The sequence below is a fragment of the Mycetocola sp. CAN_C7 genome (assembly GCF_015752285.1).
Lineage (GTDB): Bacteria > Actinomycetota > Actinomycetes > Actinomycetales > Microbacteriaceae > Mycetocola_A.
In genome coordinates, this window is record NZ_JADOUY010000002.1 from 459801 (window position 1) to 479242 (window position 19442).

Below are 19442 nucleotides of genomic sequence, written 5' to 3' on the forward strand. Positions count from 1 at the left end.
CAACGGGCACGTCTTGGTTAGGCTCAGGAAATGGCCATTCTCCCCATTCGCATCACGGGTGACCCGGTGCTCCACTCCCCGGCTGAGCCGGTGACAGACTTCGATGACTCCCTCAGGCAGTTGGTGACCGACCTGTTCGACACAATGGATGCTGCGCCGGGCGTCGGTCTCGCTGCCCCACAGGTCGGAGTCCCACTGCGGGTCTTCGTGTACGGCTACGACACCGACGAATACGGTCCGTGGCGCGGCGTCGTGATCAACCCCGAGCTGTGGATCACCCCTCCTCCTGCCGGAGAACCCGACGAGGAACTCGAGTCGGAGGGCTGCCTGTCCTTCCCCGGAGAACGATTCCCGCTGCGCCGCGCCGATGAGGCGATCATCACGGGAGTCGACCTCGACCGGAACCCGGTCGAACTGCGCGTCGACGGCTGGCGGGCACGGATACTGCAGCACGAGTACGACCACCTCGACGGCTACCTCTACCTGGACCGTCTCGGCCGCCACGACCGCAAGATCGTTCACAAGGTCACGCGCAAGATGGGCTGGGGTGTTCCCGGAGTGAGCTGGATGCCTGGAGAAGACGACCTCGACGGCTGACGGCATCCCGGGAAAAAGAAAAGACCACAGGGGTGGAGCCCTTGTGGTCTTCTCAGCTCCTCGACTTGGACTCGAACCAAGAACCTACCGGTTAACAGCCGATTGCTCTGCCAATTGAGCTATCGAGGATTATGTGTTGCGCATTTACTTTACCAAAGGAATTGCAGACTCCAAATCGAGCGCGCGATCCGGCCTATTCGGCGTCGGCAGGAACCCGATGATCCGATTCCGCGAGTCCGACGAGGAACGGATGCCGCCCGTCGGTGAGCAGGTCGTCGATCGGCGCGAGTCCGACCATCCGGCCCTGATGGAGAGCGGCGACCCTGCTCGTCGCGTGCCGCAGAAGCGGCAGGTCGTGACTGACCAGAACCGCCGAGAAGTCGCCTTCATCCTGCAACCGGGCGACCAGATCGTTGATGGACGAGCGCACGGTGACGTCGATTCCGGCCGTCGGCTCGTCGGCGACCCAGAGCCGCGGCCCGAGAACGAGTGAGCGTGCGATCGCGACCCGCTGGCGCTGCCCGCCGGAGAGTTCGAATGGGTACTGCTCGAGGACGGCGAGGGGCAGCTGGACGGCGTCGAGCATCGTGGCGACGCGCAACCCGACGGCCTTGCGGTTGTAGTGCTTGTCGCGCTGCAGGATGGGCTGACCGATGACCTCGGCCACCGTGAGTTCCGGCGGAAGCCGTGTGGCGGCATCCTGCGGCAGGAAGGCGACGTTGAAGGTCAGCCGTGTGAGGTCACGACGTCGGATGCCCCTCAGCCGGTAACCGAGCACCGTCGCGTCTCCCCCCACGACCGTCGGCGGCGCATCCGTTCCTTTCGGCGCGAGCACGTTCCCGGCGAGCACACGTGCGAGAGTGGACTTGCCCGACCCTGACTCCCCCACGATCCCGAGGACTTCGTTCGCCTCGATGTCGAAGCTCACGCCGTCGAGTGCTCGGTGGGCGGGTCTCGACCTCCGCGCCGGATACTCGACAGCAAGGTCGTCGATGCGGACGGCCGGGCCGGATCCTTCCGAAGCACTCATGACACCCATCCTGCCCTAGAAGGGGCACACAACCGCCGATCCGCGCCGGTCAGCCCTCACGAAGTCGACGGCGTTCCACTTCGAGCGCCATCAGTTCGCCCTGCAGCGCCCGGTAGCTCTCGCGCTCCTTCGGGTCGATGCGCTGAAGCCGTCCGAGCATGTCATGCGATTGCCTGAGCAGGTCTCGATCGATGAGTGCGACGGTGATCTCGCGGACGTATCCGGTGAGCTCACTGTCGGCCCGCTCGGGGATCGGGGCGACCGCGAGCTGCTGCACCAGGCCGGCAAGCGGCGTCGGCACGGTCTCGCTGACCCGCGCGAACCAGTTCGGCGTGCCGAAGCTGTCGAGGGTCGCGGCGATGGCGTCTCGGACCACGGCAAGGGTTGCGTTGCCGAAGCCGGTGAAGACCGCGCGCTGCACCAGTTCACGCCCAGCGAGTTCCGGATGCTGGAGGATCGCCATCAGCGCATCGCGCTCGAGACGAGTGGTCGGGTCGCTCGGCAGATCCCGGAGCGATGCGGGCCGCTCGGCCGGAAATTCGCCTTCGGTCGTCGATCCAGGAGAACGAGGCCCGGTCTGTCGGCTTCCCGCTTTCCCCGCGCGCCCGATGGCGGCCTGCACTTCGGCGAGGTCCATACCGAGGTGACGGGCCAGCACCCGCGTGTAGCCGGGGCGCAGAGACGGGTCACGAATGTCGGCGATGACGGGGGCGGATGCTTTGAGCGCGCCAACCCGCCCCTCGACAGTCTCGAGGTCCCAGGCGGCGAGTGTCTGCCTGATGACGAACTCGAACATCGGCTCTTTCGCGTCGATGAGCCGGCGGACGGCGTCGTCGCCACGATTGAGCCGCAGGTCGCAGGGGTCGAGGCCGTCAGGCGCCACGGCGACGTATGTCTGTGCCGAGAATCGCTGTTCCTCGGCGAACGCTCGCATTGCGGCTTTCTGGCCCGCGGCGTCGGGGTCGAAGGTGAAAATGACCTCACCCTTGCCGGAGTCGTCGCCCATCACGCGCCGAAGGGTCTTGATGTGGTCGACGCCGAAAGAGGTGCCGCAGGTCGCGACCGCCGTGGTGACGCCGGCGAGATGGCAGGCCATGACGTCGGTGTAGCCCTCGACGACGACGACTCGACCGCTCCGCGAGACGTCGCGCTTCGCGAGGTCGAGGCCGTAGAGCACCTGTGCCTTGTGGTACACGGCGGTCTCGGGAGTGTTGAGGTACTTCGGGCCTTTGTCGTCATCGAGGAGCTTGCGCGCACCGAAGCCGACGGTCTGCCCGGTGACGTCGCGGATCGGCCAGACGAGTCGCCCTCTGAACCGGTCGTAGATGCCTCGGTCGCCCTGCGAGACGAGCCCGGAAGCGGTGATCTCCTCGACGCTGAATCCTTTGCCGCGGAGGAAGCTGGTGAGGGCATCCCAGCTCTTCGGTGCGAAGCCGACACCGAAGCGCTCGGCTGCGATCTGGTCGAAACCGCGTTCGCCGAGGAAGCGGCGCCCGGGGTCCGCGCCGGGGGTTCCCAGCTGTTCCTGGAAGAACGTCTCGGCAGCGGCGTTCGCCGCGAGCAGCCTGGCCCGGTTGCTGTGGTCGGTGGCGCCCTCGCCGTCTTCGTAGGTCAGCTGGAAGCCGGCGCGAGCGGCGAGCCGCTCGACGGCATCCGTGAACGTGACGTGGTCCATTTTCTGAAGGAACGAGATGGCGTCGCCGGATTCGCCACAACCGAAGCAGTGGTAGAAGCCGAGCTGAGGGCGCACATGGAAGCTGGGGCTGCGCTCGTCATGGAAGGGGCAGAGGCCCTTCATCGAACCCACGCCCGCCGACTTCAGGCTGACGAAGTCCCCGACGATGTCGGCGATGTTGGTACGTGACTTGACCTCGTCTATGTCGCTTGAGCGAATGCGGCCGGCCATCGTCCCATCCTACCGAGGATCGGCGCGGAGACGGCCCCGCCTCCAGGGAGGGAGCTCAGGCGCGACGTGTCAGGCGCTCGTGCCAGGCAAGTGCCGACTGGTCGGTGAGGCTGGCCACCTGGTCGACGACGACACGCTTGCGGGCGGCGTCATCGGGCGCACAGGACCAGTCATCGGCGAAGCCACGGTCGAGCGACTCGGGGCCGCCCGCATACAGGCCCTCGGCGAGGTCGGTGAGGATGTCGCGCTGCTGGCGGTAGATCGGCTGCCGGGCGTCGCTCGCCATCACGAACGCGGCGACGACCCCCTTGAGCACGGCGATCTCGGCCTGCACCTCGTGCGGGACGAGAACGCTCGCGCCGAACCGGATGAGGCTCGACTGCGGGTAAGCCTCGCGCGTCGCCTGTGTGGCGGACTGCGAGAAGTGACCGATCATCTGGCTGGTGAAGTTCTTGAGTTTGCCGAGGTCGCGCCTGGAAGCATCCCAGCTCGTCATCCAGACGTCGTAGCCGGCGAGGCGGTCGAACGCAGCAGACATGTCGTCGAGGGTGAAGCTGTCACCGGCCCACGCCTGCACGGCCCTGATCAGGGAGTCATGGCCGGCGCGGGCGCTGAGGAATGCGGGATCGATGTACTCGTTGACGATGGCGTCTTCGAAGTCGTGAACCGAGTAGGCGATGTCGTCAGAGAGGTCCATCACTTCGGCTTCGATGCAACGCTGGCGGGGCGGTGCTCCGGCGCGCAACCAGACGAATGCGTCACTGTCGTCGTCGAAGAAACCGAACTTGGCCCGTCCGCCCGGATCGCTGACGGCCTGAGCTGCCGGCCACGGGTATTTGCAACTCGCGTCGAGGCTGGCGCGGGTGAGGTTGAGCCCGTACGACCGGCCGTCTGCGCCGAAGACCTTCGGCTCCAGGCGGGTGAGGATGCGCAGTGTCTGGGCGTTGCCCTCGAACCCGCCGATGTCGTCGGCCCAGGTGTTCAGCGCCTTCTCACCGTTATGCCCGAACGGCGGGTGGCCCAGGTCGTGTGCGAGGCAGGCGGTGTCGACGACGTCTGGTTCGAGACCGAGGCTGGTGGCGAGTTCTCGGCCCACCTGTGCCACCTCGAGGGAGTGGGTCAGCCGGTTGCGGGCGAAGTCGAGTCCGGCGGTCGGGCTGAGCACCTGCGTCTTTGCGGCGAGGCGGCGGAGGGCGCTCGAGTGGAGGAGGCGGGCGCGGTCCCTCGCGAAATCGGTGCGGCGGGACGAATGCTGTTCGGGCAGGGCACGCTCGTTGTCGTGCACCGAATACCCCCCGCTATCCCCCACTGGTGTCTGCTTCCGTCTCGGTGAGCGTTCCGCGATCGGTGACGTTGATGCTGCGTGAGTCGAGCCAGCCATCAGGCAGCACGGTGCGCTTCGGCGAGCCGGCGCGACCACGCTGGCCTTCTGCGGCCTCTCCCGGGTACGGCTCGTCCCAGTCGAGTGTGCCGAGCAGATCGTCGAGCTGGGCCAGCGATTCCACCGTTGCCAGCCGGGAGCGCAGGTCGCCACCGACCGGGTATCCCTTGAAGTACCAGGCGACGTGCTTGCGAATGTCACGGCATCCGCGTTCCTCGCTTTCGAAGAACTCGGCGAGCAGTTCGGCATGCCGACGGAACGTCTCGGCCACCTGGCCGAGACTCGGCGTGAACCTGGTTTCTGAGCCGGTGAATGCGGCGGCGAGGTCGCCGAACAGCCACGGCCGCCCGAGGCAGCCGCGGCCGACGACGACACCGTCGCAGCCGGTCTCGCTCATCATCCGCAGGGCGTCTTCACCCGACCAGATGTCGCCGTTGCCGAGCACGGGCACGCTGGTGACGGTCTCCTTGAGCTTCGTGATGGCCGACCAGTCGGCCTGGCCGGAGTAGAACTCCGACGCCGTCCTGGCGTGCAAGGCGATGCTGGCGACGCCGGCTCCCTCCGCGGCCTTGCCCGCTTCGAGGTAGGTGAGGTGGCCCGCGTCGATTCCCTTGCGCATCTTCACGGTGAGAGGAACGTCGCCTGCGGCCTTCACAGCACCTTCGACGATGTCGCGGAACAGATCCTGCTTCCACGGCAGCGCGGATCCGCCGCCCTTGCGAGTGACCTTGGGAACCGGGCAGCCGAAGTTGAGGTCGATGTGGTCGGCGCGATCCTCAGCCACGAGGATCGTGACGGCCTCAGACACCGTCTTCGGGTCTACCCCGTACAACTGGATGCTGCGCGTCGTCTCCGACTCGTGGTGCGTGATCAGCCGCATGGTTTCCTTGTTGCGCTCGACGAGCGCTCGGGAGGTGATCATTTCGCTGACGTAGAGACCGACCCCGAATTCGCGGCAGAGCCGACGGAAAGCGGTGTTCGTGATCCCGGCCATGGGCGCGAGGACCACCGGTACGTCGAGCTCGAGCGAGCCGATCGACAGCGCCGGGGCGTGGCTTATCGTGGGGATGGCAGACATGTCCATCAATTCTCCCAGAAAGCTGACGAAATCATGACCGAGCAGGCTTCGACCGGTGGACTCGACCGGATGCGGGCAGATGCCCTCGCACGCGGGCTGGCCGTCGAGGTCGTTCCGCGGCCTCAAGCCTCGAGCCTCGAGGAAGCCGCCGCCCTGCTCGGTATCGAGCTGCGCGAGATCGTGAAGACCCTCGTCGTGAAACGCCACGACGGTGATTTCGTGTTCGCACTCGTGCCCGGTGGGCGCAAGATCTCCTGGGCGAAGCTCCGCACCCTCGTCGGAGTGAACAAGCTGTCACTTCCCCCGGCGGATGCTGCGTTGGAGGCGACCGGTTATGGACGCGGCACGATCACGCCGATCGGCAGCACCACCGCTTGGCCGGTCTTCGTCGACGTTTCGGTCGCCGGATGCCGGGTGGCGCTCGGAGCGGGCGAGCACGGCTACAGCGCGTTCGTCGATGTTGACGCACTCATCACGGCTTACGACGCAACGGTCGCCGACATCACCGAGCCCGAGGTCACAACCCCCGGGTGAAGGCTTTCTCGACGGCCGCGGTGACCTCAGCCAGTGTGGGGATCGCACACGCGTCGCCCTCGCAGCTGACGGCGTCTGTCGCACCGAGCACGGTGAGGGCTGGTCGGTTCCTGGTGTCGGTCATGCGGATGCTCCTTCTCGTTCGGTCCAGACCTGGCTGAGGACGCCGGCGAAGGTGTCGGCCTCCTGGGCGCCTGACACTCCATACTTTCCGTCGATGACGAAGAACGGGACGCCCTGGATGCCGTATTCCTGGCCGAGAGCCTGGTCAGCGCGAACGTCGTCGAGGTAGGCGTCCGTCGCGAGGGCGCGGAGGGCAGCCTCCCGGTCGAGGCCGATCTCGGCTGCCAGGTCGGCAAGGTCTGCACTGCGTCCGACGTGTCGACCCTCGGTGAAGTAGGCACTGAGGAGACGCTCCTTGGCTTCGAGCTGCTTGCCGTGAGCCTTGGCGAAGTGGAGCAGCTGGTGCGCTTTCACCGTGTTCGTGTGCCTGAGTGCGTCGAAGTCGTAGTCGAGTCCGGCCTGTGCGGCGATGCCCGTGACACGGTCGAGCATCTGGGTGACCTGGTCGGCCGGGATGCCCTTGTGCGTGGCGAGGAAGTCGATCTCGCTGCCGTCGAAGTCGACGGGGGTATCCGGTGCGAGTTCGAAGCTGTGGTATTCGATGACCACGTCGGGGGCGTCGCTGCCGAGCTGACCGGCAAAAGTCGTGACGCCATTCTCGAATTTGCGCTTGCCGATGTAGCACCAGGGGCACGCGATGTCTGACCAGATGTCGATTTTGATGGGTTCACTCACGAGAGGTGTAACCCGGTCGCCCGCTGTGTATTCCCGGCCGTGCATGGGTTGGCGGCGGTTCGGCATCCGTTCATCCGTCGCGTCGGGCGACAATCGCAACCAGAACCGCGCGCATGCGACGGATGAGGCGCTGCGGGTGGCCGTCACCCGCCCTCACCTCCCGCGACCTGCTCAGGCTGTGCCGGGTGTGTCGACCGCTCCCCCGAACCGACGGTCACGGTCGATGTAAAGCCCGATCGCCTCCCAGAGGTCTTCGCGCGAGAAGTCCGGCCACAGGGTGTTGAGAAACACCATTTCGGCGTACGCGCTCTGCCAGAGCAGGAAATTGCTTGTGCGCTGCTCGCCCGAGCTCCGCACGAAGAGGTCCACATCGGGCAGTTCCGGCGTGTACAGGTGACGCTGGATCGACTTCTCCGTGATGCCGGACGGTTTGAGTCTGCCGGCTGCGACCTCCTCGGCGAGCTGCTTCACGGCATCCGTGATCTCGGTCCTGCCTCCGTAGTTCACGCACATCGTGAGGGTGAGGGTGTTGTTCGTTTCCGTGAGCTTCTCGGCGAACTGCAGTTCTTTGATGACGGATGCCCAGAGTCGCGGCTTACGGCCGGCCCACCGCACGCGCACGCCCCACTCATTGAGCTGATCCCGCCTCCGGTGGAGCACATCGCGGTTGAAGCCCATGAGAAACCGGACCTCGTCTGGTGAACGCCGCCAGTTCTCGGTCGAGAACGCGTACACCGAGAGGTGCTTCACACCGATCTGGATGGCCCCGGCGACGACGTCGAGCAGAGCTGCCTCGCCCGCGCGGTGACCCTCCACCCGGGGGAGGCCCTGACGGTTCGCCCATCGTCCGTTGCCGTCCATCACGATCGCGACATGTTCGGGGACAGCGCGTGCCGGCACCGTCGGCGGGTAAATCCCGGTCCAGTCGAGAGGGCGGAACTCGACGGCGTCGCGATGGGTGAAGGGTTTCGGTGTCAACTGTCGGCTCGCTCTCGGGAAACGTGGACCAGGGATTTGAGACCCCGCTCGAGGTGCCACTGGGTGTATGCGGCGGCGACCCCGCTGGCACGGGAGCGGGTGTCGTCGGTCGAGGCGTCGGCGTGATCCCAGTCCCCGGTCAACAGTGACGACAGCAGAGCGATCGTCTCGGTGTCGAGTCGCGGGCTCCCGGGAGGCGCGCACTGGTCGCACACCACACCGCCGAGCTGGACGACCGCGTGACTGTGCGGCCCGGGCGCCTGGCACCTGGCACAGTCGAAGAAGCTCGGCGCCCACCCAGCAAGCGAGAGCGCGCGAAGCAGATACGAGTCGAGAATCAGTGACGAGTCGTGGTCGTGCCGCGACAGGGAGCGCAACGCGCCGACGAGGAGCAGGTATTGCTGCAACGACCCTTCCGACTCGGTGAGCTTGTCTGCTGTTTCGACCATGACGGTCGCCGCGGTGTACGCGCTGTAATCCGCGGCGATCAGCGCCCCGTACGAGGCGAGCGTCTCCGCCTGGTTGATGACGTCGAGCGATCGGCCTTCGTACAGCTGCAGGTCTGCGACCATGAACGGCTCCAGTCGAGCGCCGAACTTGGAACCGGTGCGCCGAACGCCCTTGGCGACAGCCCGCACCTTACCGTGCTGCCGCGTCAGAAGCGTCACGATCCGGTCGGCTTCGCCCAACTTGTGGGTGCGCAGCACGACGCCTTCATCACGGTAAACAGGCACAGTCCAGTATCCCGCGGATACGGGAACCGGACGGACGCCTCGCCTACACCGATGCCAGCGCGCGGTCCGGGGTCGTGGTCCGGATGGCCCGGTTGACCGCTGAGACGACCGCCTTGAGGGATGCCGTCGAAATGTCACCGTCGATCCCGACGCCCCAGAGACGCCGATCGCCGACCTGCAGCTCGACATAGGCAGCCGCCTGGGCGTCGCCACTCGCACCGAGCGTGTGCTCGACGTAGTCGTACAGGGTGACCTCGATCCCCCGCTCGCGCAGGATGCTGAGGAACGCGGCGATCGGGCCGTTTCCGGATGCTGCCGCCTCGGTGACCTCGTCACCGTCGCGCAGGTCGACGGTGAGATCGACGCCGGCCATGCGACTCGATGAGCGGGTGGCCTGCAGTTCGAAGCGGCCCCATTTCTCGGTCTCGGTCGCCGATGGGAGGTACTCGTCCTGGAAGATGCCCCAGATCGCCTCACTGGTGAATTCACCGCCCTGTTCGTCGGTCTTCGCCTGCACGACCCCGGAGAACTCGATCTGCAGCTTGCGCGGCAGGTCGATGGCGTGGTCGGCCTTGAGCAGGTAGGCGACGCCGCCCTTGCCCGACTGCGAGTTGACCCTGATCACGGCCTCGTAACTGCGACCGAGATCTTTGGGGTCCACCGGCAGGTACGGAACCGCCCACAGGAGTTCGTCGACGTCTTTGCCCTGCGCCGCGGCATCCGCAGCCATGGCCTCGAAACCCTTCTTGATGGCGTCCTGGTGCGATCCGCTGAACGCCGTGAAAACGAGGTCGCCGGCCCACGGGCTGCGCTCGTGAACCGGCAGCTGGTTGCAGTACTCGGCAGTGCGTTTGATCTCGTCGACGTCGCTGAAGTCGATCTGCGGGTCGATGCCCTGGGTGAAGAGGTTGATGCCGAGGGCGACCAGGTCGACGTTCCCGGTGCGCTCTCCGTTGCCGAACAGACATCCTTCGATCCGGTCGGCACCCGCCAGGTAACCGAGCTCTGCAGCGGCGACGGCCGTTCCCCTGTCATTGTGCGGGTGGAGCGAGATGATCACGTTCTCGCGGTGGTTGAGGTGGCGGGACATCCATTCGATGGAGTCGGCGTAGACGTTCGGCGTCGCCATCTCGACGGTGGACGGCAGGTTGATGATGACCTTGCGCTCCGGCGTCGGCTCAAAGATCTCGAGAACCTGGTTGCAGACGTCGGCCGCGTACTCGAGCTCGGTGCCGGTGTAGCTCTCTGGGGAGTACTCGTAGTACACGGTTGTCTCGGGGATCAGTTTTTCCATCTCGCGGCAGACGCGCGCGCCATGGAGAGCGATGTCGATGATGCCCTGCTTGTCGGAGCGGAAGACGACCTCACGCTGCAGCACGCTCGTCGAGTTGTAGAGGTGCACGATGGCCTGTTTCGCGCCGGCGATCGATTCGTAGGTGCGCTTGATCAAGTGGTCACGGGCCTGGGTCAGCACCTGGATCGTGACGTCATCCGGGATCGCGTTCTCTTCGATGAGGCTACGCACGAAGTCGAAGTCGGTCTGGCTCGCACTCGGAAAACCGACTTCGATCTCCTTGTAGCCGATCCGTACCAGAAGATCGAACATGATTCGCTTGCGCTCAGGGCTCATCGGGTCGATGAGCGCCTGGTTCCCGTCGCGCAGGTCGACAGCGCACCAGCGCGGTGCTTCGGTGATCCTCTTCGTCGGCCAGGTGCGGTCGGGCAGCTCGACGGTGATCTGCTCGGAATACGGACGGTACTTGTGGACCGGCATGGCCGAAGCCGTCTGGTTGTTTCTCATTGGTCTATTCTCCTCGCGAAAGTGGAAAGCCACGACAATCTCCGCGACGAGAGGGCTTAGAAGGAAGCCTCGTCGCGGCAGCTAAGGAGCAGAACGCCAAACAACACAGGAACAGGCTAACACCGTTTCGCCTGCCCCTGCGCTGTTTTGGTGCATTTTGTCAGCGCAACAGCCGTCATCGCAAAGAAATGCTCGGTAGCTACTCCACAGCCAGCGCGGCAACGGGCGAGATGCGAGTGGCGCGCCGTGACGGCGCGACCGATGCCGCTGTCGACAGCACGCCGGCTGCGACGACAGCGAGCACAACCACGAGCCACGGAACCGATGGCAGGGAGAAGTCACTGCCGAGAATCGAACCGAGCAGCGACATGGCGCCTGCCCAGCCGTAGATGATGCCGAGCACGAGTCCGAAACCGACCGCAGCGACACTCATCTGGATGCTCTCAGCGAGGATCATGCGGCGGATCTGACCGCGAGTGAAGCCCAGCGCCCGGAGGAGACCGAGTTCGCGCGTTCGCTGCAGCACGCTGAGCGAGAGGTTGTTGACCATCCCCACCGCGGCGATGAGAGCCGAGAATCCGAACAGGACGGCGAACACCGTGATGGTCAGGGCAAGGACCTGGTCGGAATCCCCGTAGTCGGCCGGATAGGCCTCCCTGCTGGCGTTGATGATGTCGACGTAACTCTGCGCAGCGACCGCGAACATCGTGACCAGCGTGACACCGATCACGAGGCCGATCGTCGCCCGCGTACTCCGCGCCGGGTTCCGGATCGCATTCGCTGCCGCGATCCGTCCCGCTGGCCCGCGGCCGAGCATCCGTCCGACCAACCGCAGGATCGGCGGCATGAACAGCGGTGCTCCGAGGATGATCCCGCTGAACGACAGGATGCCCCCGAGCAGGCCGACGAGGACGCCGAGCATGCTGACCTGGCCGAGAAGCACCCCACCCGCGAGCAGAACGCCCCCGATCCCGATCAGGGTGAACGCCGTGGCGTTCCGAACCGCACGTGACGCCGTCTCCTCCTGGGATGGCTCCACCGCCGCCGCACCCGCCTGGATCGGGGTGACCTCGAGGATGCGCTTCGATCCGACCCAGCTGGCCAGCCAGGTCACGAGAACAACGGCGATGACAGGAGCGACGAGTTGCGGCGAGAAGATCTCGTAGGACAGAGCCGGGATCGCGCCGGTCGACACCCCGACGGAGACCGAGACCGAACTGATCAGGCTGGCGACTCCCAGACCGAGGATCGAACCGACCACTCCCACGATCAGTCCATCGACGGCGACCGCGCGCCTGAGGCTCGTTGCGGTTGCACCGACGAGACGATACAACGCGATCACCCGGGTTCGACCCGCAATCACCGTGCCGACGGTGTTCGCTGTGACCACCCCGCCGACGTAGACGGCAATGGTGAAGAAGACGGCAGCAACAAGGCTGAGTGCGACCTGCACCGACTCCTTCTCCCCGATGGTGTCGCCGGCGATCAGGGTGGTGAGCACCGCGGTGCCCTGCAGCAGAAGCACTCCGAATGCGGCGGACAGCATGGTCACGAGAACGGACGCGGTGTAGTCCCGCAGACGCATCCTCATGATGCCCGGTCCATGGCGAGCATGAACCCGGAGATCTCCTCAGGAGTCGACCTGTCGAGTACATGCACGATGCGACCGTCGGCGAGGATCACCGTCCGATCGGCGTAGCTGGCGGCGACCGGGTCGTGAGTGACCATCGCGATCGACTGACCGAACCGGCTGCACGCCTCAGCGAGCAGGGTGAGGACCTCACGACCGGTCCGGGAGTCGAGGTTGCCGGTCGGCTCGTCGGCGAAGACAAGGTCGGGGCGGGTCGCAAGCGCCCGGGCGATGGCCACCCTCTGCTGCTGGCCTCCACTCAGTTCGTGCGGCCGGTGGGTCATCCGGTCGGTGAGACCGAGTGTGTCGCAGAGGGTGTTGATCCAGCCCTGCTCATCGAGAGTGGGGGTACGGCCGTCCAGTTCGAACGGGAGCAGGATATTGTCTCGTGCCGTCAGGGTGGGCACGAGATTGAAGGACTGGAAGACGAACCCGATCCGGCGACGCCGAAGTTTGGTCAGCGCCGTGTCGTCGAGCCGGGTGATTTCGGTGTCTCCGAGCCACGCCTCCCCCGACGTCGGCTGGTCGAGCCCGGCCATGACGTGCATGAGGGTCGACTTGCCCGAGCCGGACGGACCCATGATTGCGGTGAACTGGCCACGGCGGATACCGATGGACAGGTCTGAGAGCGCGACGACGGCTCCCTGGCCGACTCCGAAGCTCTTGCTGATGTGAACGACACGAGCGGCGAGGCCGATGTCCGATGGAGAAATTTTCATGACTCCACCGTAAGAAGACAACGCCGGCGGCCGCGTCGGCCTGTGGGCTGAACCCGGGTCATCCTCCCGGATGATCACCGACGTTCAGCCCGTGCTCGTAGGCGAAGATCACCAGCTGCACACGGTCGCGAAGTCCGAGCTTGCCCAGCACCCGTGAGATGTGGGTCTTCACGGTCGCCTCGCTCAGGTATTCCTGCGCTGCGATCTCGGAGTTGCTCATCCCGCGGGCAGCGAAGGCGAAGATTCCGCGTTCCCTGCTGGTGAGGGTCTCGAATGTGGCCGGCACGACGGGGACGGATGCCGGTGCCCTGAAATGCGCGAACAGGGCGTGCGTCGCGCCCGGTGCGATGACGGAATTTCCTGAGTGAACGGTCCGGATCGCTGCGAGAAGAAAATCCGGCTGTGTGTCTTTCAGGAGGAACCCGCTGGCACCCTTCCGGAGCGCCGATGCGGCCCCCTCGTCGAGGTCGAACGTGGTGAGCACGATGATCCGCGGGGCGGGCCGGCTCTCGGCATCCGCTGCCTCGAGGATCGCGATGGTCGAAGCGATACCGTCCATGACCGGCATCCGGACGTCCATCAGCATGACGTCGGGCCGGGTGCTGCGAGCGAGCTCGAACCCGGCTCGTCCATCGGCCGCCTCTCCGACGAACTCGAGGTCGGGCTGCGAATCGATGAGCATGCGGATGCCTGCCCGGAAAAGCTGCTGGTCGTCGACGAGCGCGACGCGGATGGGGTTGTCGGTCATCGAAACTCTCCCTGACTGACGGGCTGGGGCACAGGAACGAATGCGGTGACGACGAATCCACCTGCTGCTGTGGCTTCCGCGGTGAGAGCCCCTCCCACAAGATTGGCGCGCTCGCGCATCCCGGGGATGCCGTGGCCGAACGGCTCTCGGGTGACGGCGGGCGCTGAGACATTCTCCACCCGCACGGTGAGCCCGCCCTGGCGCCAGGCCAGGTCGACGAGAACCGGCATGTCAGGGGCACCATGCCTGAGCGCGTTGGTGAGCGCCTCCTGAAGAATGCGGTACACGGCGATCTGGTGGCCGACCGGTAACGGATGCTCCGGCCCCGACCGGGTGAGTTCGAGCCGGAGCCCGGCACCGCGCATCTGGTCGAACAGTGCGTCGAGGTCGGTCAGGAGCGGCTGGGGGCCCTCACCCTGCCGGTGTCTGAGTTCGGCGAGAAGCATCCGGACGTCACCGAGTGCGCTGCGAGCCGTCTCGGCGATCGTTCCGAGCGTGCCGTCCATAGCGTCGGCATCGCCTCGATACGCGTACCGCGCACCGTCGGCCTGGGCGATGACCACGGCCAGTGAGTGCGCGACGACGTCGTGCATGTCACGTGCGATCTTGTTGCGTTCCTGCTCGACGACGACAGCCTGTTCAGCGAGGCGACGCTCCTGCTGCGCCTGGTACCTGCGGGCTCCTTCCTCGCGGGCTGCCCTCGAGGTTCGGACGAGCAGGCCGACGGTCCAGGACAGGCCGAAGACGAAGATCGCGGCGATCGAACCGACCAGCGACGTGAAGACCACCTGGGGCATGCTGCCGATGGAGAACGGGCTGGTGCCGCCGTAGAGAGTGAACGTCGTATAGGTGGCAGCGATGACCCCGCCCCCGATGGCGGAGACGAGTCCGGCCCACTTGACCCAGGTGCCGCCGTAGCACGCGGTCGCGTACAGCACACAGACAATGGCCATGTTCGACGGCACGGCCTGCATCCCGCTTCCGAGCTGGATGGCGACGGTGATCCATGCCACAGCGAGGGCGAGACCTGGCGAGAGTCGCCGCAGGGCGAGCGCTCCGGTCATTCCGAGGATGACGACGACCGGGCTCATGCCGTCTGACGCGGGCAGCTCGAGACCGGCGACGACCAACGCGAAGACGCACGCGACGACGAGGTCGATGGCGACCTGGACGGGCGTGAGGCGACGGAACATCCTTCAACGGTAGTTCGTCAGCGCACCGCACGCCCCGGATTCGGGCGTTCAGGGGCGAAGATCATCCTCGGGATGTATGCGTCAGAAGCCGAGGCGGCCGAGGAGTTTCGGGTCGCGCTGCCAGTCCTTGGCCACCTTGACCCTGATCGAGAGAAAGACCTGCTTGCCGACGAGCTTCTCGATCGGAACCCGCGCCCGCTGACCGACGTCGCGCAGCCGTGAACCGCCCTTGCCGATGATGATCGCCTTCTGGCTGTCACGTTCGACGAATACGTTGGCGAAGATCTCGAGGAGGTCCTTGTCTTCGCGTTCGATCATGTCGTCGATGGTGACAGCAAGGGAGTGCGGGAGCTCATCGTGGACGCCCTCGAGGGCGGCCTCACGGATGTATTCGGCGATCCGGTCTTCATCGTTCTCGTCGGTAATGGCATCCGCAGGGTAGAGGGGCTCCGCCGACGTCGGCATGAGGGCGATGAGCTCGGTGACGAGGGTGTCGAGCTGGATGCTGTTGGTCGCCGACACCGGGATGATGAGGTCCCATGACCGCAACTCCTGCACCTCCATCAGCTGTTCAGCGGTGACTGGGCGGGCAGCCGCGTCGATCTTGGTGACGATCGCGACCTTCTTCGCCCTCGGGTACTGGTCGAGCTGTTCGTTGATGAACTTGTCACCAGGGCCGATCTTCTCGTTGGCCGGGATGCAGAGCCCGATGACGTCGACATCGTTGAGGGTCGACTGCACGAGGTCGTTGAGTCGTTGACCGAGGAGCGTGCGCGGGCGATGGATACCCGGGGTGTCGACGATGATCAGCTGGCCCACCTCATCGTGCACGATGCCACGGATCGCCTTACGGGTTGTCTGAGGTTTCGAACTGGTGATCGCGACCTTCTCGCCCACCAGGGCGTTGGTCAGCGTCGATTTGCCGACATTGGGTCGGCCGACGAACGAGACGAATCCCGCACGGTACCCGGTGTCGGGGAGGACCTCCCGCTGCGGCTGCTGCGGCTCGGTCGGCGCGCTGACGTCTGTGGGTTCTTCGGTGTTCTGATCGTCATGTGTCATGACTACTCCTCTATCGATTCGAATGATCTCTGCACGTCGCGCAAGGCAGCACTCCGCGTCACGATCACGGTGCTCACCCGCTTGCGCCGACCCTCTGTCCGTTCGGCGGTCAGCCGGAGCCCGTCGGTCTCAGCGACCGAACCGGAAACCGGAAGCCGGCCGAGCACCTTCGTCAGCAGCCCGCCGACGGTGTCGACCTCGTCGTCGTCGAGTTCGAGATCGAACAGCTCACCGAGCTCGTCGACCGGAAGCCGGGCACTCACGCGGTAGCGGTTGTCGTCGAGTTTCTCGACGTCAGGTGAGTCGGTGTCGTATTCGTCGGAGATCTCGCCGACGAGTTCCTCCAGCAGGTCTTCGAGTGTGACGAGGCCGGCGATTCCGCCGTACTCGTCGACGACCATCGCCAGGTGGTTGGATTCGAGCTGCATCTGCTGCAGCAGCGAGTCCGCCTTCTTCGATTCGGGCACGAAGAGTGCGGGGCGGGCGAGTGCCCGGACGCTGACGCTGTTCGCAGCAGCATCCCCCTCATGGATGAGACGGACGACGTCCTTGAGGTAGAGAATGCCTGCGACCTCGTCGACCTCACCGTCGGTGACCGGGATCCGCGAAACACCGGTGCGCAGGAACAGGCTCATCGCCTGCTGCACTGTGACGCTTGCGTCGACGGTGACCATGTCCGTGCGGGGAATCATGACCTCGCGCACCACGGTTTCGTTGAACTCGAAGATCGAGTGGATAAGTTCCCGGTCATCCTCTTCGAGCACATCGAGTTCGGTTGCCTCGTCGACCATGTTGAGCAGCTGTTCCTCGGAAGAGAACGACGCTTCGCGTGCGACTCCAGGGGTGACCCGGTTGCCGAACGCGACGAGGGCGTTCGCCAGGGGGCCGAGCAGAACGCGGACCGTCCGAATGATGGGTGCAGTGACCAGAAGTATGACGTCCGAATGCGACTTGCCGAAACTGCGCGGACTCGCGCCGACCAGGACGAACGACACGGCAGTCATGATCAGGGCCGAGAGCAGCAACACAAGCCACGGCGAGTCGATCGAGAAGGCGAAAGCCAGCGTGACGAGAACCGCCGCAGTCGTCTCAGCGAGCACACGGATGAAATTGATGGCGTTGAGATGGGCGCCGGGCTCGTCAGCGATGGCCCTGAGGTACCTGGGACGTCGCGATCTCTCGGCCAGCTCGGCCATGACGGCTCGCGACGTCACTCCGATGGCCGCGTCTGCCGCCGCCATGAGTCCGCCGAAGGCGACGAGGACGAGCGCGATCCCGATGAACCAGTACAGGAACATCAGCGGGATGAACGTTCCTGCACGGAGAACCCGAGCAGGATGTCACGCTGGATGCCGAACATCTCGCGTTCCTCGGCTGGTTCCGCGTGGTCGAAACCCAGCAGGTGGAGGATGCCGTGTGTCGTGAGGAGCAGCAGCTCCTGCAGCGTCGAATGACCGGCTGTCTCGGCCTGGCCTTCGGCGACCTGGGGACACAGCACGATGTCGCCAAGAAGTCCTGCGGCTGTCGGGGAGTCCTCCGTCCCTGGTCGCAGCTCGTCCATCGGGAAGCTGAGGACGTCGGTGGGGCCTGGCTCATCCATCCACTGCACATGGAGCTGTTCCATCGCGGCTTCATCGACGAGAACGATGTTGAGGTCTGCCTCCTGGCTGACGTGCATGGCGCCAAGAGCGTAGTCGGCGAGCCGCAGAAGCGCGGCCTCATCGACGGGGATGGTGGATTCGTTGTTGATCTCGATACTCATGAACTCGTGCCCCTCCGAGGCATCCGATCCCGGGGAGATGCTCCCCGCCGCTCGGCGCGGTTCGCGAATTCCTTGGCCTGCCCGCGTTCGAACCGCTCGGCCTGCTTCACAGCGTCGTATTCGCTATAGGCGTCGACGATCTTCGCGACGAGGCTGTGACGCACCACGTCGTCGCTGGTCAGGCGGGCGAAGTGGATGTCGTCGACGTCTGACAGCACGCGCGTCACGAGACGGAGCCCCGATGCGCCCTCTGGCAGGTCGATCTGGGTGATGTCGCCGGTCACGACGATCTTCGAGCCGAAGCCGAGCCGGGTGAGGAACATCTTCATCTGCTCGGGTGACGTGTTCTGCGCCTCATCGAGAACGATGAAGGCGTTGTTGAGCGTGCGGCCACGCATGTAGGCGAGCGGCGCGACCTCGACCGTGCCTGCGGCGAGAAGCTTCGGCACCAGTTCGGGATCCATCATTTCGTTGAGCGCGTCGAAGAGCGGGCGCAGGTAGGGGTCGATCTTGTCGGTCAGAGTGCCAGGGAGGAACCCGAGCCTCTCCCCCGCCTCCACGGCTGGACGCGTGAGAATGATCCGTTCGACCTCTTTGCGCTGGAGCGCCTGCACGGCCTTGGCCATGGCGAGGTAGGTCTTGCCGGTTCCGGCCGGGCCGATCCCGAACACGATGGTGTTCTCATCGATCGCGTCGACGTATTCCTTCTGGCCGAGCGTCTTCGGACGGATGCTTTTGCCACGCGACGTCAGGATGGCCTGCCCGAGAAGGTCGGCCGGTTTGCCCGAACCGTCTTCGAGGATGCGTGCTGACGAGAGAACCTCCACAGGCTCCAGATCCTGGCCCTGCCTGACCATGTCGATCAGTTCGGCGATCAGACTCTCGGCCGCGCGGACCTGCGCTGCGTCACCGGTGAGGGTGATGTCGTTTCCCCGGACGTGGAGCGAGACAGACGGGTACTGCTTTTCGATGGTCGTCAGGAGACGATCCTGCGCCCCGAGGAGTCGCACCATCGCGACGCCGTCGACATGCAGCTTTGCCTCAGCGATATCCGGACGGATGTCCTGGTCATCGGCGGGAAGTAGCGGATCATTCATTTTCGGCACGTGGATCCTCTCCGAGGTCGCCGATGAGTACGTGAGCATGAACGTGGAAAACGGTTTGTCCTGCGCGTTCGCCGGTGTTGAAGATGAGACGGAACTGCCCGCCGTGTGGGTCTGCAAGCTCCTGGGCGAAAGCGATGAGCTCGGCCAGCAGGGCCGGATCACCCGCGGCCAGCTCGGCGACGGTGGCGAACTTCCCGGTCTTGGGGATGACGAGGATGTGGACCGGGGCTTTCGGCGCGATGTCGTTGATCGCGATGAGCCGGTCGGTCTCACCGACGATGGTGGCGGGAATCTCGCGCGCGATGATTCGGCTGAAGATGCTGGGTTCGGTCGTCGACATGGTCCTATCCTACGAAGCCCCGGCGACGCGCGGGTGCCGGGAAGC

The 19442-nt window shown here is 65.4% G+C and carries 20 protein-coding genes and 1 tRNA gene; 2 read left to right on the forward strand and 19 right to left on the reverse strand.

Features of this window, described 5'->3' with window-relative positions; genetic code table 11:
- Positions 1 to 30 precede the first annotated feature (30 nt).
- On the forward strand, positions 31 to 597 hold the full coding sequence (gene def, locus IWX78_RS05865) for a peptide deformylase (protein WP_196832556.1): 567 nt from the start codon (positions 31 to 33) through the stop codon (positions 595 to 597).
- 56 nt (positions 598 to 653) lie between these two features.
- On the opposite strand, the gene IWX78_RS05870 is transcribed toward def, so the two are convergent.
- From IWX78_RS05870 to dusB, 5 genes are all read right to left on the reverse strand, one after another.
- Positions 654 to 726 (reverse strand) — tRNA-Asn (locus IWX78_RS05870).
- Between the two features lie 64 nt (positions 727 to 790).
- Positions 791 to 1627, reverse strand: coding sequence for an ATP-binding cassette domain-containing protein (locus IWX78_RS05875; protein WP_196832557.1), 837 nt, complete (start codon positions 1625 to 1627; stop codon positions 791 to 793).
- A gap of 49 nt (positions 1628 to 1676) precedes the next feature.
- On the reverse strand, positions 1677 to 3533 hold the full coding sequence (gene dnaG / locus IWX78_RS05880) for a DNA primase (RefSeq protein WP_196832558.1): 1857 nt from the start codon (positions 3531 to 3533) through the stop codon (positions 1677 to 1679).
- Between the two features lie 55 nt (positions 3534 to 3588).
- Positions 3589 to 4842, reverse strand: coding sequence for a deoxyguanosinetriphosphate triphosphohydrolase (locus IWX78_RS05885; RefSeq protein ID WP_334684582.1), 1254 nt, complete (start codon positions 4840 to 4842; stop codon positions 3589 to 3591).
- Positions 4832 to 5992, reverse strand: a complete 1161-nt coding sequence (dusB, locus tag IWX78_RS05890) for a tRNA dihydrouridine synthase DusB (protein ID WP_196832560.1) — start codon at positions 5990 to 5992, stop codon at positions 4832 to 4834. Before dusB ends, IWX78_RS05885 begins: the two co-directional genes overlap by 11 nt.
- Positions 5993 to 6025: 33 nt before the next feature.
- On the opposite strand from dusB, the gene IWX78_RS05895 reads away from it, so the two are divergent.
- Positions 6026 to 6526: an aminoacyl-tRNA deacylase gene (locus IWX78_RS05895; protein WP_196832561.1), complete on the forward strand. Its 501-nt coding sequence runs from the start codon at positions 6026 to 6028 to the stop codon at positions 6524 to 6526.
- Here IWX78_RS05895 and IWX78_RS05900 read toward each other — a convergent pair.
- From IWX78_RS05900 to IWX78_RS05965, 14 genes are all read right to left on the reverse strand, one after another.
- Positions 6510 to 6650, reverse strand: a complete 141-nt coding sequence (locus IWX78_RS05900; protein ID WP_196832562.1) for a hypothetical protein — start codon at positions 6648 to 6650, stop codon at positions 6510 to 6512. The genes IWX78_RS05895 and IWX78_RS05900 overlap by 17 nt on opposite strands.
- A complete protein-coding gene (locus IWX78_RS05905) occupies positions 6647 to 7324 on the reverse strand; it encodes a DsbA family oxidoreductase (protein WP_196832563.1) in 678 nt (225 codons plus the stop codon). The genes IWX78_RS05900 and IWX78_RS05905 overlap by 4 nt, the downstream gene beginning before the upstream one ends.
- A gap of 171 nt (positions 7325 to 7495) precedes the next feature.
- Positions 7496 to 8302: an isoprenyl transferase gene (locus IWX78_RS05910; protein ID WP_196832564.1), complete on the reverse strand. Its 807-nt coding sequence runs from the start codon at positions 8300 to 8302 to the stop codon at positions 7496 to 7498.
- Positions 8299 to 9036, reverse strand: coding sequence for a DNA repair protein RecO (recO, locus tag IWX78_RS05915; RefSeq protein ID WP_196832565.1), 738 nt, complete (start codon positions 9034 to 9036; stop codon positions 8299 to 8301). The genes IWX78_RS05910 and recO overlap by 4 nt, the downstream gene beginning before the upstream one ends.
- 43 nt (positions 9037 to 9079) lie before the next feature.
- Positions 9080 to 10837 (reverse strand): 2-isopropylmalate synthase, encoded by a 1758-nt coding sequence (gene leuA / locus IWX78_RS05920; RefSeq protein ID WP_196832566.1) that lies wholly within the window; start codon positions 10835 to 10837, stop codon positions 9080 to 9082.
- A gap of 199 nt (positions 10838 to 11036) precedes the next feature.
- Positions 11037 to 12428, reverse strand: a complete 1392-nt coding sequence (locus IWX78_RS05925) for an ABC transporter permease (RefSeq protein WP_196832567.1) — start codon at positions 12426 to 12428, stop codon at positions 11037 to 11039.
- Entirely contained in the window at positions 12425 to 13186 is a 762-nt protein-coding gene (locus IWX78_RS05930; RefSeq protein WP_196832568.1) for an ABC transporter ATP-binding protein, read from the reverse strand. Before IWX78_RS05930 ends, IWX78_RS05925 begins: the two co-directional genes overlap by 4 nt.
- 58 nt (positions 13187 to 13244) lie before the next feature.
- Positions 13245 to 13934 carry a response regulator gene (locus tag IWX78_RS05935; RefSeq protein ID WP_196832569.1) on the reverse strand — a complete coding sequence of 230 codons (690 nt, stop codon included), beginning with the start codon at positions 13932 to 13934 and terminating at the stop codon, positions 13245 to 13247.
- Positions 13931 to 15127, reverse strand: a complete 1197-nt coding sequence (locus tag IWX78_RS05940) for a sensor histidine kinase (protein WP_196832570.1) — start codon at positions 15125 to 15127, stop codon at positions 13931 to 13933. The genes IWX78_RS05935 and IWX78_RS05940 overlap by 4 nt, the downstream gene beginning before the upstream one ends.
- 81 nt (positions 15128 to 15208) lie before the next feature.
- Positions 15209 to 16189, reverse strand: a complete 981-nt coding sequence (gene era, locus IWX78_RS05945; RefSeq protein ID WP_196832571.1) for a GTPase Era — start codon at positions 16187 to 16189, stop codon at positions 15209 to 15211.
- 2 nt (positions 16190 to 16191) lie between these two features.
- Positions 16192 to 17487, reverse strand: coding sequence for a hemolysin family protein (locus tag IWX78_RS05950; protein ID WP_196832572.1), 1296 nt, complete (start codon positions 17485 to 17487; stop codon positions 16192 to 16194).
- Entirely contained in the window at positions 17487 to 17951 is a 465-nt protein-coding gene (gene ybeY / locus IWX78_RS05955) for an rRNA maturation RNase YbeY (protein WP_196832573.1), read from the reverse strand. The genes IWX78_RS05950 and ybeY overlap by 1 nt, the downstream gene beginning before the upstream one ends.
- A complete protein-coding gene (locus tag IWX78_RS05960) occupies positions 17948 to 19048 on the reverse strand; it encodes a PhoH family protein (protein WP_196832574.1) in 1101 nt (366 codons plus the stop codon). The genes ybeY and IWX78_RS05960 overlap by 4 nt, the downstream gene beginning before the upstream one ends.
- Entirely contained in the window at positions 19041 to 19397 is a 357-nt protein-coding gene (locus IWX78_RS05965; protein WP_196832575.1) for an HIT domain-containing protein, read from the reverse strand. Before IWX78_RS05965 ends, IWX78_RS05960 begins: the two co-directional genes overlap by 8 nt.
- Positions 19398 to 19442 lie beyond the last annotated feature (45 nt).